The sequence below is a fragment of the Gluconobacter morbifer G707 genome (assembly GCF_000234355.1).
Classification (GTDB): domain Bacteria; phylum Pseudomonadota; class Alphaproteobacteria; order Acetobacterales; family Acetobacteraceae; genus Gluconobacter; species Gluconobacter morbifer.
The window spans coordinates 471552-486722 of the sequence record NZ_AGQV01000001.1 but is presented as its reverse complement, the minus strand read 5'-3'; the positions used below and the strand labels follow the sequence as shown (position 1 = coordinate 486722).

16 protein-coding genes are annotated in these 15171 nt (G+C 60.9%); 3 read left to right on the top strand and 13 right to left on the bottom strand.

The window, feature by feature from the left end; translation table 11 throughout:
* The first annotated feature begins 76 nt into the window (after window positions 1–76).
* Window positions 77–2530 carry a helicase-related protein gene (locus tag GMO_RS02160; protein ID WP_175282563.1) on the top strand — a complete coding sequence of 818 codons (2454 nt, stop codon included), beginning with the start codon at window positions 77–79 and terminating at the stop codon, window positions 2528–2530.
* 7 nt (window positions 2531–2537) lie between these two features.
* Here GMO_RS02160 and GMO_RS02155 read toward each other — a convergent pair whose 3' ends face one another.
* From GMO_RS02155 to GMO_RS02110, 10 genes are all read right to left on the bottom strand, one after another.
* The gene (locus GMO_RS02155) at window positions 2538–3137 is read right to left on the bottom strand and encodes a helix-turn-helix domain-containing protein (protein WP_008850611.1); all 600 of its coding nucleotides are present in this window, start codon (window positions 3135–3137) and stop codon (window positions 2538–2540) included.
* 194 nt (window positions 3138–3331) lie between these two features.
* Window positions 3332–4066 (bottom strand): META domain-containing protein, encoded by a 735-nt coding sequence (locus GMO_RS02150; RefSeq protein WP_008850610.1) that lies wholly within the window; start codon window positions 4064–4066, stop codon window positions 3332–3334.
* Window positions 4067–4078: 12 nt separating this feature from the next.
* The gene (serS, locus tag GMO_RS02145; RefSeq protein ID WP_008850609.1) at window positions 4079–5341 is read right to left on the bottom strand and encodes a serine--tRNA ligase; all 1263 of its coding nucleotides are present in this window, start codon (window positions 5339–5341) and stop codon (window positions 4079–4081) included.
* A gap of 14 nt (window positions 5342–5355) precedes the next feature.
* A complete protein-coding gene (tatC, locus tag GMO_RS02140) occupies window positions 5356–6138 on the bottom strand; it encodes a twin-arginine translocase subunit TatC (RefSeq protein ID WP_008850608.1) in 783 nt (260 codons plus the stop codon).
* Window positions 6135–6728, bottom strand: coding sequence for a Sec-independent protein translocase protein TatB (gene tatB, locus GMO_RS02135; protein WP_008850607.1), 594 nt, complete (start codon window positions 6726–6728; stop codon window positions 6135–6137). Before tatB ends, tatC begins: the two co-directional genes overlap by 4 nt.
* A 9-nt stretch (window positions 6729–6737) precedes the next feature.
* The gene (gene scpB, locus GMO_RS02130; protein WP_008850606.1) at window positions 6738–7328 is read right to left on the bottom strand and encodes an SMC-Scp complex subunit ScpB; all 591 of its coding nucleotides are present in this window, start codon (window positions 7326–7328) and stop codon (window positions 6738–6740) included.
* A complete protein-coding gene (locus tag GMO_RS02125) occupies window positions 7325–8080 on the bottom strand; it encodes a segregation and condensation protein A (RefSeq protein WP_008850605.1) in 756 nt (251 codons plus the stop codon). Before GMO_RS02125 ends, scpB begins: the two co-directional genes overlap by 4 nt.
* 11 nt (window positions 8081–8091) lie before the next feature.
* Window positions 8092–9213 carry an SPOR domain-containing protein gene (locus GMO_RS02120; RefSeq protein ID WP_008850604.1) on the bottom strand — a complete coding sequence of 374 codons (1122 nt, stop codon included), beginning with the start codon at window positions 9211–9213 and terminating at the stop codon, window positions 8092–8094.
* Entirely contained in the window at window positions 9210–11018 is a 1809-nt protein-coding gene (gene argS / locus GMO_RS02115; RefSeq protein ID WP_008850603.1) for an arginine--tRNA ligase, read from the bottom strand. Before argS ends, GMO_RS02120 begins: the two co-directional genes overlap by 4 nt.
* 37 nt (window positions 11019–11055) lie before the next feature.
* Window positions 11056–12219: a deoxyguanosinetriphosphate triphosphohydrolase gene (locus GMO_RS02110; protein WP_008850602.1), complete on the bottom strand. Its 1164-nt coding sequence runs from the start codon at window positions 12217–12219 to the stop codon at window positions 11056–11058.
* A 275-nt stretch (window positions 12220–12494) separates the two neighbouring features.
* On the opposite strand from GMO_RS02110, the gene GMO_RS02105 reads away from it, so the two are divergent.
* Both GMO_RS02105 and xth read left to right on the top strand, forming a co-directional pair.
* Window positions 12495–12839, top strand: a complete 345-nt coding sequence (locus GMO_RS02105; protein ID WP_040507663.1) for a HesB/IscA family protein — start codon at window positions 12495–12497, stop codon at window positions 12837–12839.
* A gap of 4 nt (window positions 12840–12843) precedes the next feature.
* Window positions 12844–13617, top strand: a complete 774-nt coding sequence (xth, locus tag GMO_RS02100; protein WP_008850600.1) for an exodeoxyribonuclease III — start codon at window positions 12844–12846, stop codon at window positions 13615–13617.
* Between the two features lie 7 nt (window positions 13618–13624).
* Here xth and GMO_RS14605 read toward each other — a convergent pair whose 3' ends face one another.
* The 3 genes from GMO_RS14605 to GMO_RS02090 all read right to left on the bottom strand — a co-directional run bounded on the left by GMO_RS14605 (window position 13625) and on the right by GMO_RS02090 (window position 15068).
* Window positions 13625–13765: a hypothetical protein gene (locus tag GMO_RS14605; RefSeq protein WP_245528434.1), complete on the bottom strand. Its 141-nt coding sequence runs from the start codon at window positions 13763–13765 to the stop codon at window positions 13625–13627.
* Between the two features lie 332 nt (window positions 13766–14097).
* The gene (locus tag GMO_RS02095) at window positions 14098–14661 is read right to left on the bottom strand and encodes a ferritin-like domain-containing protein (RefSeq protein ID WP_040507660.1); all 564 of its coding nucleotides are present in this window, start codon (window positions 14659–14661) and stop codon (window positions 14098–14100) included.
* 98 nt (window positions 14662–14759) lie between these two features.
* Window positions 14760–15068, bottom strand: coding sequence for a hypothetical protein (locus GMO_RS02090; RefSeq protein ID WP_139064341.1), 309 nt, complete (start codon window positions 15066–15068; stop codon window positions 14760–14762).
* Between the last annotated feature and the right edge of the window lie 103 nt (window positions 15069–15171).

The following is a 15171-nucleotide window of genomic DNA, read 5'->3' as shown; positions in this document are numbered from 1 at the left end:
ATCCCGTGCTCGCGGGAAACCCATGTCTCTTTCCGGCTCCGTTGAAGCGCAAACCGGAATGACGCACAACACTTCCATGACTGACGACTCCATGCCCGACGCCCCTCTTTCGCCCGCCGAACGCGCCCTTTCCCGCGCTGAAGCAGAATTTGGCGTCCCGCTCGACATCACCACCCGCGAACGCCCTGCCCTGCTTCGGCAGGTAACACGACGTCTGGAAGGTCCGGATGCGACCCTCTCGCATGACAGCCTTCTGGACGCGCTCTGCGTTGTCCGGCGCAAAGGCTGGGCCTCACAGCTCATGAATATCGCCCGTCGTGCGGGGGAAGTCTGGGTGACGAAAGCGGACACGCAGGATGCAGCGGCCCGGACCCATGATCCCCGTGCCGACATGGATACGCTCCGTGCCACGCTGGAAGAGGTGCTGACCGAACGCTGGCAGGACATGGGCGATTCGCCCCGAGCTGTGCTGGAGGATGTCCGGGCCGACCTGACGGATACGGGCGTCATCCTGTCCAGTAGGCAGATCGAGCGTCTGTCCCGCAGCATCGCCGCTGCTTTCGGGAGCGTTGATCTCGGCTTCGAGGACGACCTGCGCCTCGCCGAGGAACGACGCGCCCGCGAACAGGCGGATATCCAGTCTCGCGCGGAAGCGCGCCGCGCCCGTGAACTGAGACGGCTACAGGACTGGGAAGCCACGCTGGTTGGCTTCGAGGATATTCCCGCCATCCTGCACTGTTCCCGCCGTGAAGTCCTGCGGTGGATCGCGGAAAACCGGCTGCCCGTCGCCCGGCGCGAAACGCAGGCGGACGGGATCGAGCTGTTCTTCTTCGATCCCGTTGAACTGAAGAAGCTCCGCCCGCTCCTTCCCCAGTGGCGCTCGGGCAGGCAGGACAGACCGGAGGTCCTCGATCCCGGCACCAGAGCCGGGAACGCGGCCATTGCGCGCGTGGCCGCACTGGACCGGTTCGCCGCCCATTTCCGTACCGCACGCGCACTGAAGCGTCGCATCACGCTTGTCACCGGTCCGACCAATTCCGGCAAATCCCATACGGCTCTGAATGCGCTGGCCAACGCCGAGAGCGGTCTGGCCCTCGCCCCGCTGCGCCTTCTGGCGCATGAATTCCGCGAGTCTCTTCTTACGCGGGGCGTTCCTGCCTCCCTTTCAACGGGTGAAGAACGCATCGAGATGCCCGGTGCCCGGCATTTGGCCGCGACTGTAGAGATGTGCCCGTTCCATAACCCTGTGGATGTAGCCATCATCGACGAAGCTCAGATGCTAGCTGATCCGGACCGTGGAGCCGCCTGGACAGCCGCCATCATGGGTGTCCCCGCCCGACACGTCTTCGTTCTTGGTGCACCGGACTGCATTCCACTGGTCCGACAGATCGCCGAGCTCTGTGATGATCCTGTGGATGAGATCCATCTGGAACGTAAAAGCCCGTTAAAGGCCGATGGTGTTCTGCATCTGAGTGAACTGCAGCCGAGCGACGCAGTCATTGCCTTCTCCCGCCGGGAAGTGCTGGACCTGCGCGCCGAACTCATGGCGCGCGGCCGGCGCGTCGCGGTTGTATACGGGGCGCTCAGTCCGGAGGTCCGCCGCGCCGAGGCGGCCCGTTTCAACGCGGGTGAAGCTGATATCCTTGTCGCCACTGATGCCATCGGCATGGGGCTCAACCTTTCCATCCGGCGGATCGTATTCAGTTCCCTGCGTAAGTTCGACGGCCGTCAGACCCGCGACCTCACCTCCCAGGAGGTCAAGCAGATCGGCGGTCGTGCCGGACGGTATGGCAAGCATGAACAGGGCCTTGTCTGCGTTCTGGCGGAAGGTGGCAGCCCGGCTTTCGTCCGCCGGATGCTGAGCGCGCCTCCCGAGCCGGTCACGGAACTGCGCCCGCTGGTCCAGCCGGACTCGGACATCGTACGGGCCGTCGCGGAGGAGATCGGCAGTGACAGTCTTTACGGTGTACTGACCCGGATCAAACGGGCCGTGCTGCGTCCGGATGATCCGAATTACCGTCTGGCCGACATGGAACAGGCGCTCGAAATTGCCGCAGCTCTGGAGGGTGTGGAAGATCTCGATCTGTCCACGCGCTGGACCTACGCCATGTGCCCCATTGATGAGCGGGACAACGGCATCCAGAGGCTGGTGCAGTGGGCTGCGGACCACGCGGCCGGTCGACGCGTCCCGCCTCCGGGCACTGGCCGCCTGCCCCATCCCGAGCAAGCCGGACGGGAAGAACTGGAACGGGCGGAAAAACGGCACAAACGGCTTGTGGCCTGGCGTTGGCTGGCGCTGCGTTTCCCGGAGGCCTATCCGGCGCGGGATGATGCGGAAATCAACACATCCATCCTGAATGACTGGATCGAACAGGTCCTGCGGACGCAAAGCCGGATGCGTGAAAGCCAGAAGCAGCAACGCGGCGGATTTCGTCAGAAAGACAGAAGCACATCACCGCGGCATGCTACTGGCAAACGCCCCTACCCCGGAAAAGGAAAGCGACCTCCCGGACGGAAAGGTCGCTCCTGAAGCCGGTTCAGCCGGCTTTTTCCTTGGGAGATTTCGGCGCAATGGATGCCATCGCTTCGTCTTTCTGGCGAACCCGGCGTTCAATCCATTTCTGGGCCTGAAGTTTGATTAAAGGATCGAGCTGACGGTAAAGATTCAGGAAAGTATGCTCATCAGGCGTCAGGGTCGCCTGGATTGCCTTGTAAGCCATGCCCGTCAGCAGGACCTCCGGCTCCACGCCGAGCACCTTTGCCAGCGTTCCCAGATGCTTGCCGACATGCCCTGAACGACCGGTTTCCCAGAACGCAACAGCGGAACGGGAAATGCCAACCTTGTCCGCGAGCTGCTGCTGGCTGAATCCGACCATTTCCCGCAGGAGACGAATGCGCCGGCCAAGTTCAAGACCAGGTGAAAGAGTCGCGGGAGGAGCTGCTTCTTTTTTCAAAACTGCATTCGTCTGTCTGATCCAGGCTCCGAAAGTAACTTCCGTCGCCGTCATGATTTCCTGATGGTTTCCTACCCTGAAGTGTAGCACTTCGGCCTGTATCGTCACAATCTCGCGGAATGTTTCAGCCGCGTCTACAGGGGACCATATCTGTCCAACTCCGAAGCGGAATGTTTCTGTCATTAAATACCCTCCTGACTACAAGAAACCGGTCGGAAGGCTGCCCGGTCATCTTTGCCATGAATATGGCTTTTCCCGCAGAATATTCCTTCTTTTTCGCAAAAACAAAAGTCTATTGCAAAGAATTTCAGAAATTGTGAACAACACCTTTCCTGTCATGTATCAGACAGGTAAACCCTGTTCACTCAGGGAAAATTTCAGTTCGGGTCCTGCTGAATCAAAACAATACCAAATGTATCTCCTTTCGAACGAAGAACAAGTTCCCGGTTCTTTTCAAGAGACCACTGGTTTACTTTTGACAGGACCGTGTTGATTTCCTGCTCCTGCTTCATGAGAGCCGGACTACAGGCCTTACGGGTCATGGCGAAGGGCAGGAATGTGAGTTGTTTGCCCTGAAGACGGAAACGCCCCATCAGACGGTTACAGCCGTCCGTGCCATAGACGGTTCCGTCTTTTTGCAGGGTAAGACCCGGTCCATCCGCCAGCGTCTGGAAGCTGTGGCCGCCCAGGGACTGGATACGCCATGCCCCGTAAGGAGCTTCAGGCACAGTACTGGAGACGCGATGTACGAGAATATCGGGCTGACTCAGTGGATGACGGTCGGTGTTCTGAAACAGGATTTTCCCGTCCACCACGATCTGCGCCTGGAGATTGTAAGCTCCGGCAGCAGGAGGAGCATGATAGGTCAGGGTGTAGGGAATCGGAATGGCACGGGCAATGGGTGCACTGCTTTCGGCCAGCACACTTTCCGTCTCTCCGTTGGGCCTAACCTCTTCCAGCCGTACGGACAGGACAGCCCCAGGCGGGAGCGCCATGCGCTCCCGATAGGAAACGGATCCATGCAGGATTTTCACAGTGTCGGCCCATGCGCCCGGAGCGGCGATCAGCCCTCCGGCCAGCAGGACAAGTGCGAGACGATGATGCATCATCATGACGAAAGCTCCTCAGCCGATGCGGGTCAGACCGCCCATGTAGCCACGCAGAACCTCAGGGACGGTGATACTGCCATCCTCGTTCTGATACGTTTCCATCAGGGCGATCAGCGTACGTCCGACAGCCAGACCTGAGCCGTTGAGCGTATTCACGAATGCAGGTCCGTTTTCGGCGCGGTACCGGGCATTCATGCGCCGCGCCTGGAAATCGCGTGTGTTGGAACATGAGGAAATCTCGCGCCATGCCCCCTGTCCCGGTAGCCAGGCTTCAAGATCAAACGTCTTGGCGGCACCGAAGCCCGTATCACCTGCACAGAGAAGGATGCGGCGAAAAGCTATGCCGAGACGTTCGAGCACCGTCTCGGCAGCTTGGGTCATGCGCTCATGCTCGGTTTCGCTGTCTTCTGGCTTCACGATGGAAACAAGTTCGCATTTCGTGAACTGGTGCTGACGCAGCATACCCCGCACATCCCTCCCCGCCGATCCGGCCTCGGAACGGAAACACTGCGACAGGGCCGTCAGGCGGATTGGCAGGGCATCCACCGGAAGGATCTCTCCCATGACAGAGGCCGTCAGCGGAACTTCGGCCGTTGGTATCAGCCAGCGACCATCTTCGGTTCGAAAGGAATCCTCGGCGAATTTCGGCAGTTTGTCCGTGCCAAACATCGCCTCGTCATTGACCAGAAGCGGCACGCTCGTCTCACTGTAGCCAAACTCGCCCGTATGCGTGTCGAGCATGAACTGGCCGAGAGCCCGTTCCAGTCGAGCCAATGCGCCCCGCAGGACAACGAAACGCGTCCCGGACAGCTTGGCAGCCGTCGGGAAATCCATCAGCCCGAGAGCTTCACCCAGTTCAAAATGCTGCTTCGGCGTGAAAGGGAAATCTTTCTTTTCCCCACGATAATGAATGATGACATTGTCATCCTCGCTCTTTCCATCCGGCACGGACGGGTCGAGCCGGTTCGGAAGGGAGACGAGCACATCATTGATCCGCGCCTGGATCTTGTTGGCGCGTTCTTCCAGTTCACTGATCTGGTCCCGAAGTTGGACAGCCCTGGCCTCGATATCGGCCGTGTCCAGCTTCTGGCGCTTGAGCTGACCGATCTCCTTGGCCAGCGCCTTGCGTACGCCCTGTGCCTCTTGAAGGGCGGCAAGGGCGGCGCGGCGCTCTTCATCATCCGTGATGAGCATCTGGCCCACGGGTGACAGGCCCCGACGCGCAAGAGCTGCGTCAAAAGCGGCCGCATCGGCGCGCAGGGCTTTCAGGTCATGCATGGTTCAGGGCTCCGTCAGTCTTCTTCAGTCAACGGCTTCGGCTCAACCAGCCGCGCCATCAGGATGGACACCTCGTACAGCGCGACGAGTGGAATGGCGAGGCTCAGCATCGTGATGGCGTCTGGTGGCGCAATTACGGCCGCCACGGCGAAAGACGCCACAATGGCATACCGCCGGAATTTCCTGAGCTGGGCTACGCCGACCAGCCCGACACGCACCAGCAGCGTCAGGACGACAGGCAGTTCAAAGCAGATGCCGAATGCGAGGATCATCCGCGTCACGAGCGTCAGATACTCCGAGACCTTGGCCTGGAGTTCGATCTGCATGCCGCCCGTTCCCTGCCCGCTGTTCTGGAAGGACAGGAAGAACTGCCATGCGAAAGGAAAGACCACGTAATAAGCTAAGGCGGCGCCAATCAGGAACATGATCGGCGTGGCGATCAGAAATGGCGCAAAAGCCTTTTTCTCGCTCCGGTACAGGCCGGGGGCAATGAAGATCCAGGCCTGTATGGCAATCATCGGAAAAGAAAGGCAGATTGCCCCGAAAACCGCGACACGGATATAGGTGAAGAACGCCTCGTACAGCGCGGTGTAGATCAGGTGGGGCTGCTCACCCTGCTGACGCATGATGCGTCCGAGCGGAGCGGCGAGAAAGCGATAGATGTCTCCGGAAAAATGATAGCAGATGGCGAAGGCAATCACGAAAGACACGATCGACCAGATCAGCCTCCGCCGCAGCTCGACCAGATGTTCGAGCAGGGGCATAGGGGTATCCTGAATGCTGTCGGACTCCGTCATTCCTTTTCCTTCCTGCTCGCAATGGCGACGCGGTGTCCATGGTGCAGGGCGCGGACAGGCGGCAGGATGTCCGGCGCGCGCCAGCGGAAGCGCTCCCGCAGAAGGCGTCTTGCCGTGGTGGGTGGCAAGACGCAGGGCACCTCCTTCACGTCATCATTGGGACATTCATCCGCCCTCATCCGGGGGCGGGCATTGTAGGGCACCGTTTCCAGATCCATCAGGGATGATGGCGGGGGTGGAGGCGGCGGGGGTGGAGGCACTTTCGGCAGGCCAGCCGGGCTGGAAAGCGGCTGCGCAGAAGACGGATCCAGTTCAAGGCTGCGGCGGATCGTATTGTCACCGTCGATGGCTTTCGTGACCCTGTCACGCAGGTTGAAGGTTTTCAGATCCCGAAGCTGGTTCCGGGTTTCAGAAAGGTCCGCTTCCCGGACCATGTCATCGACATGGGACTGGAATTCCGCCGCCATGCGCCGCATGGATTTGACGGCATTGGACAGCGTACGGATCGCGACCGGCAGATCCTGCGGGCGTATGAACACCATCGCCACGATGCCCAGCAGCGCAATTTCCGAGAAACTGAAATCAAACATGCCGCGATCCTAGCCTTTCTCCACGCCCCCGCCTACGGCGGAAGAAGCGTCCGGCGCAGCTTCCGTGGGCGCGCGATCAAGCAGGAAGTCCTCTCTCCGGGGCAATGCACCCAGATCGGGCAGGCCAAAACTTTCCAGAAAAGTCGACGTCGTGCTCCAGAGGACCGGACGACCGGGCACTTCCCTGCGGCCTTTCGGAGCAATCAGGCCATCTTCGAGAAGAGCGTCCAGAATGGCCTGCCCCAGCGAAACACCACGGATGGCCTCGATTTCCGCTCGGGTACAGGGCTGGTGATAGGCGATGATGGCCAGTGTTTCCATGGCACCACGGCTCAGCCGGCGGGGTTTCTCGATCACCCTGACGAGCGCCTGGGCATAATCCGGACGGGTCCGGAACTGCCAGCCTCCCGCCACATCCACCAGTTCGATCGCATGACTGGCGTAGCGGATCTGAACCGCAGCCAGAACATCAGGAACCGGAAGCTCGAAACCCTGCACTTTCAGAAGCTCGGCAATGGCCGAGACCTTTACAGGTTCCGGACTGGCGAAAACAAGGGCTTCCACCAGCAGGGAAGCCCGGTTCAGACCACTGTCATTCATGAAAGGACACGCCATTCGATTTCGGCAAAGGCCTCGGGCTGCCGCAGTTCGAGAGCACCACCCTTGGCCATTTCCAGTCCCGCCAGAAGGGTTCCCGCCAGCGCGGCATTACGTCCGTAAGGACCATCCGCACCCCCCTCCAGCGTTTCCGGCAGCAGGGAAGTCAGGGTCTGCCAGTTCCGGACGGCGTTACTGCCGAGCATGTGCCGAAGACGCCCCAGCGCATCCTGTACGCTCCAGTATCGCCGGACACGGGGAGCATAAACACGCTTGCGCGCCGTACGACGACGGGCGGCCAGATAAGCGGTAATCAGGGCGGACATATCCACTTTCAGACCGGATCGATCAATTTCGGTGTGATCTTCCTCCTGCCCGCGACGAAAGACATCCACACCAAGCCGCGGCTGATCGCCGAGCCACCGGGCGGCCTCTCGCATCTGTTCCAGTTCGATCAGGCGGTCCTGTAGCAGACCGGCGGCTTCTTCCGCATCTTCAGGGTGATTTTCGGCCGGGAGAAGCAGGCGGGATTTGAGCCACGCCAGCCATGCCGCCATCACCAGCCAGTCCGCCGCAAGTTCGAGCCTCAGGCTCCGGGCTTCTGCCCGGGCCTTTTCCACCACGGCCAGATACTGCTCGACAAGCTGGAGGATGGAAATCTTCGCTAGGTCCACTTTCTGAGCGCGGGCAAGTTCGAGAAGCAGGTCAAGCGGCCCTTCATACCCGTCCAGCGTCAGATGCAGAACCTCGCTCAAACCCTCAGCCCCTAGAACTGTGCCGGTGTGCAGGCGATGGACTGGGCATGCAGCTTCACGCAATACGCTCGCGCCGTCTTCAGGTCCGCGAAACCGCCGATCCGCAGACGCACGAACGTGTGGTCGGCATGGGTCGTCTTCTCGAAAAGCGGCGTATGCCCGGCGAAGAGCGCCGGAGCCTGATGGCGCAGGCTGTCCCACTCCTTGCGGGCGGCCGCTTCGCTGTCGAGCGCACCAAGCTGCACCTCACGACTTCCACCCGTGGCCGGCTTCTCAGCTGGTCCACCATTTTCAGGCGCGGGAACAGGCGGCGGCAAAGGCCGCTCCACAGCATGATGCGGCGGTCTGGCGGGCGCCGCGTCTTTCGGCTTTTCCTTCGCGGGCGCTGGCGTCTCGACGGGCTTTGGCGCCTCCGGCACCGGCTGGGCAGCCTCCGGAGCCGCCTTGTCTTCAGAAGACGGCACGGCGGGCGCCACAGGTGTCTGCGACGGTGTTCCGGATGGAGGCGGAACAGGCTGGCCGTTTTCCGGAGCCGGGGAAGCTGGCGACCTGCCTGCATCCGGCGCGGGCGTACCCGGCGGCACGCCATACTGCTGGGCCAGTCCCTTCGTATCAGGCTGCTCGGGGCCGGGAGCCAGATGGGCGTCTCCGTTGCCGGTCATGTCCGTTTCAGCGCCATCGCCACCCATGATTTCCATGCCACCCGGATCGGCCGGACGGTCCTTCACCGGGCCGGGCGGCGGCCCGATGATGGGAATGCCGCCCTGATGCCCACCCATGAGCGACCATCCACCGACAGCCAGCAGCAGGACAGCGCCAATCCCGATCGCCCCCCCCACCAGCTTGCGCGTGGCAGGATCATTGCCCAGCATGGAAGACATGCTGTTTTTCAGGCCACCGCCCATGGCTCCACCCGCCGCCGCAGGACGACGGCGCGGGATCGGTTCTTCCTCGTAATCGTTGGTCAGGCGTTCGCGGTCAAAACGACCGCCACCCGCCGCCGGGCGGGAAGGCATGTCCGCATAGTCGCCCGGATCTCTGGGCGCCTGGTCCCTGGAAGGCTGGTCGCGAGGGGCCTGGTCCTTGACGTTGCGCTCCCTGACGTCCCGGTCCCTGTCATTTTCCGGTGTCATCGCATCTCCTCTACCGGCACAACGCCGAGAATGGTAAGCGCACAGCGCAGCGTTTCCGCAATGGCCGAAACGAGCGCCAGCTTGGCAAGACTGGTTTCACGGTCGTTCTCATGCAGGAATCGCAGGGTCGTGTCCTCACGTCCACGGTTCCACAAAGCGTGGAAATCGGACGCCAGATCAATGCAATAGGTCGCGATGCGATGCGGCTCACGCGCCACGGCCGCTGCTTCCACCGTGCGGGGGAAAGAGGCCAGTCGACGCAGGACCGCCAGTTCCACATCCGAGGACAGACCGGACAGATCGACTTTCGTCAGAGCTTCCGGCGTCACGGCATCCGCGCCGAACATCGTCTCGGCAGAGCGCAGGACGGACCGACAGCGGGCATGGGCATACTGGACATAGAAGACCGGATTATCGCGCGTCTGGGCCACGACGGCGTCCAGATCGAACTCCATCTGTGCATCGGCCTTGCGGGTCAGCATCGTGAAGCGCACGGCATCGGGGCCGACTTCATCCAGCAGATCACGCAACGTGACGAAAGTTCCCGCGCGCTTGGACATGCGGACAGGTTCGCCATTCCGTATCACGCGCACGATCTGGCATATGACGACTTCAAAATCGGTTTTGCCGTCTGTCAGAGCCGCAATGGCGGCGCGCATGCGGGAGACATACCCACCATGATCCGCACCAAGTACATCGATCAGGACATCTGCCGTCGCGGCTTTCTGGGCGTGATAGCCAATGTCATTCGCGAAATAGGTGTTGGAACCGTCGGACTTGCGGAGCGCACGGTCGGTATCGTCCCCGAAATCCGTAGAGCGGAACAGTGTCTGCGGACGAGCTTCCCAGTCATCCGGCAACTTGCCTTTCGGCGGCTCCAGAACACCTTCGTACAGCAATCCCTTGGCGTCCAGTGCCGCAATGGCGGCATCTACACGGCCGCTGGCCAGCGTTTCCGCTTCGCTGGCAAAGACTTCATGGGTAATGCCCAGTGCCGCAAGATCCTCACGGATGGCGGCCATCATCTTCACCAGTGTTTCGCGGCGCACCGTCTCGAACCAGACGGAAGGATCGGCCGGACTGCCATCTTCATTTGCCAGTGAACGGCCATGTTCCGCGGCGATGGCCTGTGCAACGGGGACGAGATAATCTCCCTGATACTGCAGACCCGCAGGAGTCAGCTTCCCGAAGGTTTCGGCATCGATGTCCGTGCCTATGACCTGGAGGTAGCGCCAGTAGGTTGCCCATGTCAGAGCCGTGACCTGGGTTCCGGCATCGTTGATGTAGTATTCGCGCGTGACACCATAACCCGCCGCCTCCAGCAGGTTGGCCAGCGCATCCCCCACAACCGCGCCGCGGCAATGGCCGACATGCATCGGGCCGGTCGGGTTGGCGGAGACGTATTCCACATTGACGCGCGTCCCCTGCCCCAGTCTGGAACGGCCATAGGCCGGACCAGCCGTCAGGACGGATATCGCCACATCCTGAAGCACAGATGGCTTCAGGGTCAGGTTCACAAAGCCCGGACCGGCGGCTTCGGCCTTCTCCACCTCCGGCAGTTCCACCAACTTCCGTACCAGTTCGGCGGCAATCTCGGCAGGTCTGCGACGTGCGGGTTTGGCGGCCAGCAGAGCGGCGTTCGTCGCCATGTCACCATGAGCGGCGTCACGCGGGGGCGTGACCTCGACACGCTGCGCAACCTCCTCCGGAATTCCGGGGACAACAGACCGCAATGCCTCGCACACCTGCTCCCGTGTGCGGGCAAAGAGGCAGTCAGTCGTGGGGGCAGTGGGTGCAGCGGCCATTTCAGCTCGATTCCTGTAACGCATCAGAGAGGCTCTATCAGCCCAGCACGGAGAGGTCCGTCAACCGTCGATGTTCTTCCATCGCCAAACGATCGGTCATTCCAGCGATATAATCCGCTACCAGCCGCCGCCGCGCCGTCTCGTCAAGGAGTTTTGCACGCTGCTGCCAGGGATCGGGAAGAAGACCCGGCTCCTCCGACAGGATATCGAATATTTCCGCCACCGCGATCCTGGCCTTGCGTGTCATGCGCCTGACGCGCCAGTGGCGGTACATCCGGGCATACAGGAATTTACGGATGGCCTTGTTGGCCTCGCGCATCTGCGGCGTAAAAGCCACCACCGGATGATCTGCATGACGGATGTCATCGGCTGACTGCGGGTTCAGAGCCTCAAGATTGCGCCATGTCTGGTCCGTCAGGTCCGTGGCCAGCGCATTGATGACGATACGAATGGTCTCATGGCGCACACGCTGCGCCTGATCGAAGGCCTCGCGTCCGGTTCGCCGCTCCAGCTCGCGGGAATGAATGAGGGCTTCGCCTACGATGGGCAGATCCTCGATGTCTTCGAAGGAGAGCAGTCCGGCCCGCAGGCCGTCATCGAGATCATGGCCGTGATAGGCGATGTCATCTGCCATGGCGGCGACCTGCGCCTCGGCAGAGGCATAACTTGCAAGATCCAGATGATGCCTTGCATCGTAATCCACGAGATAGGGGGTAGGCCGTTTGACCGGGCCGTTATGCTTGGCCAGCCCTTCCAGGGCCTCCCATGTCAGGTTCAGCCCGTCAAAAGCATGATACCGGGCCTCCAGAGACGTCACGAGGCGCAGGGACTGGGTATTATGATCGAAGCCGCCCCAGTCCTGCATGGCCAGGGAGAGCGCATCCTCACCCGCATGCCCGAAGGGTGTGTGCCCAAGATCATGAGCCAGCGCCACCGCTTCCGTCAGATCCTCGTTCAGGCCAAGATTACGAGCAATCGAGCGGGCGATCTGCGCCACTTCAAGGGAATGGGTCAGGCGCGTGCGGAAAAAGTCACCCTCATGGTTGATGAAGACCTGCGTCTTGTACTGAAGGGTGCGGAAACCGGCGGAATGAAGGACACGGTCACGATCCCGCTGCCAGGGTGAGCGAACAGGACTTTCCGGCTCCGGATAGAGACGCCCGCGCGCTCCGGCTTCCTGTACCGCATAGACTGCCACCATGGATGCACTCCCTGACTGTGAGCCGTCGGGCCAAAGAGCGCCGTTTCCAGCCGGATCACGACGTCATTCTACGGCAGCGCAGTCAGGGCGCAACCGCCCCTTTCCCCGACGGCTTCCTTTATCCCCCTTTGCGCTCCCGCATCCTCTCGCCATATAATCAGGACCATTCCCGTCCTGCCTTGACGGACTGTTCCGGAACATCTTTCGCCTTCCTCCGGCGCATCGGAACAGCCCTTGGGCCGCGCAGGGCAGGCATCACAGTCCGGAGCCGACCGATGACCGACACACCAGCCTTTTCCCTCTCCCCAAGTGCGGCGGCGCGCATTGTAGAGATCGTTTCCGCACAACCGGATCCCGCGGAACTGGCGCTGCGCGTCTCCGTCCTTGCTGGTGGCTGCAATGGTTTCCAGTACCAGTTCAAGCTGGATCGCGACACTGGCCCGGAGGATGTTGTCATCGAACGTGACGGGGCGAAAGTTCTTGTTGATGCAACCAGTCTGGAACTGCTGGAAGGGGCGCAGCTGGAATTCGTGGACAAACTGATGGGCGCGCATTTCACGATCACGAACCCCAATGCCGCCTCTTCCTGCGGTTGCGGCACCAGTTTCTCGCTGGCGTGATCCGATGTCACTGACGATTGCAAGCTGGAACATCAATTCCATTCGCGCCCGTGCCCATCTGGTTCATGACTGGCTGGACCGTCATCCTGAATGCGACCTGCTCTGCCTTCAGGAAATCAAATGCGAGGACGGCCAGTTTCCAGCCTCCTTCGCAGAAGCTGGTTTTCACATCGCAACAGCGGGACAGAAAGCCTATAACGGTGTGGCTCTGATTGGGCGCGACCCGTTCACTGTCACGACACGCCATCTGCCCGGCGTTGAAGATCCGGCCGCGCGCTATATCGAGGCGGAGCTTGATGGCGTGACCGTGGGCAATCTTTACCTGCCGAACGGAAATTCCGGCAGCGAAGAAGGCTATGGCCGGAAAATGGCTTTCTTCGATGCCCTCACCCTCCGCGCCAGACTTTTCTTGGCCGAAGAACGCCCGTTCCTGTTCCTGGGCGATTATAATGTCTGCCCCACGGACGAGGATTTCGCTCCCGGCGCACTCTCTCCCACAGATGCCCTGACGCGTCCCGAGAGCCGGGCTGCCTTCAATCGTCTCCGCTGGACAGGCCTCACGGATGCCCTACGGGCACTTGAACCGACCGGGCGTCATTACACATTCTGGGATTATCAGGCTGCGGCGTTCCAGCGTAATTCAGGCCTGCGAATTGACCATGCCCTGCTTTCGCCCCGCGTGGCGGACCGGCTGGAAGCCTTCACCATCGACCGCGATGAACGCGCCCGGGAAAAGTCTTCCGATCATGTTCCGGTTCTCGTGACGCTGCGGAAATAGGCAGCCCTTACGGGCGCGGCTGAAATTGCCCCGGCGGTGGCGGTGGAGGCGGCGGCGGAAGCCGGTTGACCTGCATCCTTTCCATGCGACCCGGTCGCCACCGGTAACCCCGGCCGGTCCATTCCCAGTGTCCGCCACGCCACCGCATCCCCCGGGCATGAGGGGGAACGGATTCAACGAGATCACGTGGTGGCGGAGGTCTCTGTCCGTACGGACCGCTATAGGGGACGAACTGGGCGTGGGCGGTCCCGCTCCCCATGGGAGCAAGCGCCATGGCAGATGCGAAGAGAGCGGATACGGCAAAAATACCGGATAAATGCTTGAGCACAGATACCTCCTCTCAGGGCAGGGGAACATGACAGAGAGAAGTTCTAAAGGTGGGTTTCGGCTGCCATAAGGCGTTGTTATGGCAAAAAAAAGAACGGGAAGCTGTTTCACACAGACCTCCCCGCTCCATTGACCTCACATCCCTGAAGAATTTCAGGACAGGAACGGCTTGCCTTCGTGAGCGACCAGCAGATCATGCAGATCGGTGGCGTGATCCTCTTCATCCGCGAGGAAGCCTTCGAGCAGGATACGGGTCGTTGGATCCTTGTCCCCGAAGTAACGGATCAGTTCCTGATAGTGCTCGATCACGATCCGCTCGGCGACCAGATCCTGCTTGACCATTTCCACGAGGTTGCCGCCATTGCCGTATTCCGTGGCAGAGCGGGTGGCGAGGCCTTCCGGGTTGAAATTCGGCACACCGCCCAGCTGGTCAATCCGATTTGCGGCACCCAGCATGTGTTTGCGCTCGGAGGCGGCGTGTTCCTGGAATTCCTTGCCGACGCTCTCGCTGGTGAGGCCCTCAACCGCGATGGAATGCATCGTATAGCGCAGGACGCAAACGATTTCCGTCGCCAGCACGGCCTGAAGCAGATCGATCGCGGTCTGGACATCACCCTGATAGGTCGGGACAACCGCACCATTGTCGAGGGACTGACGGGCCTTTTCACGAAGGATCTTCACGTCCGTCAGGAAAGCATTCTTTGTATCGGTAGCCATGGTCATTCATCCATCATTGTAAGGATATGCCCTATCAACGACGTCGATAACGAAATGTTGCACCCTGCCCGTGGGAAAATGCTTCCCGCTCTCTTCCCTTACCATTGAATACGAATTTCGCCCGTTATCGCGGTCGAACCGCCTGCGGCGCCCGGAATCGTATCACGATAACCACCGAAGAAATTCGCTGTCAGATCCAGCACCGGAACATCGCGCACCGGATAAACAAAAATCGTGGTGATACCCTGCTCATCCCGCAGAGGCGACTGGCGAGCACGTTCCACATTTACAGGCACAATATGGGACAGTGATGGCGCGGCGACGACCGGAACCGATGCGCTTCCAGATCGCGGTCGGACCGAAGCCGGAATCCGCGACAGGGACGACGGCATCAAGTAAGACGGCACGGCAGAGACCGCTTCCCTGTCATCCCAGCACACACAAAGCGCCATTCCCGTACGCAGCCAGATCGCGTCTGCGCAGATGGAAAAGGAAGCGGCCGAATATCGT

Bases quoted from the DNA above. Each gene is read 5' to 3' on its own strand.
- GMO_RS02160 (WP_175282563.1), top strand. From the start codon at position 77: ATGACTGACGACTCCATGCCCGACGCCCCTCTTTCGCCCGCCGAACGC.
- GMO_RS02155 (WP_008850611.1), bottom strand. From the start codon at position 3,137: ATGACAGAAACATTCCGCTTCGGAGTTGGACAGATATGGTCCCCTGTA.
- GMO_RS02150 (WP_008850610.1), bottom strand. From the start codon at position 4,066: ATGATGATGCATCATCGTCTCGCACTTGTCCTGCTGGCCGGAGGGCTG.
- serS (WP_008850609.1), bottom strand. From the start codon at position 5,341: ATGCATGACCTGAAAGCCCTGCGCGCCGATGCGGCCGCTTTTGACGCA.
- tatC (WP_008850608.1), bottom strand. From the start codon at position 6,138: ATGACGGAGTCCGACAGCATTCAGGATACCCCTATGCCCCTGCTCGAA.
- tatB (WP_008850607.1), bottom strand. From the start codon at position 6,728: ATGTTTGATTTCAGTTTCTCGGAAATTGCGCTGCTGGGCATCGTGGCG.
- scpB (WP_008850606.1), bottom strand. From the start codon at position 7,328: ATGAATGACAGTGGTCTGAACCGGGCTTCCCTGCTGGTGGAAGCCCTT.
- GMO_RS02120 (WP_008850604.1), bottom strand. From the start codon at position 9,213: ATGACACCGGAAAATGACAGGGACCGGGACGTCAGGGAGCGCAACGTC.
- argS (WP_008850603.1), bottom strand. From the start codon at position 11,018: ATGGCCGCTGCACCCACTGCCCCCACGACTGACTGCCTCTTTGCCCGC.
- GMO_RS02110 (WP_008850602.1), bottom strand. From the start codon at position 12,219: ATGGTGGCAGTCTATGCGGTACAGGAAGCCGGAGCGCGCGGGCGTCTC.
- GMO_RS02105 (WP_040507663.1), top strand. From the start codon at position 12,495: ATGACCGACACACCAGCCTTTTCCCTCTCCCCAAGTGCGGCGGCGCGC.
- xth (WP_008850600.1), top strand. From the start codon at position 12,844: ATGTCACTGACGATTGCAAGCTGGAACATCAATTCCATTCGCGCCCGT.
- GMO_RS14605 (WP_245528434.1), bottom strand. From the start codon at position 13,765: ATGCGGTGGCGTGGCGGACACTGGGAATGGACCGGCCGGGGTTACCGG.
- GMO_RS02095 (WP_040507660.1), bottom strand. From the start codon at position 14,661: ATGGCTACCGATACAAAGAATGCTTTCCTGACGGACGTGAAGATCCTT.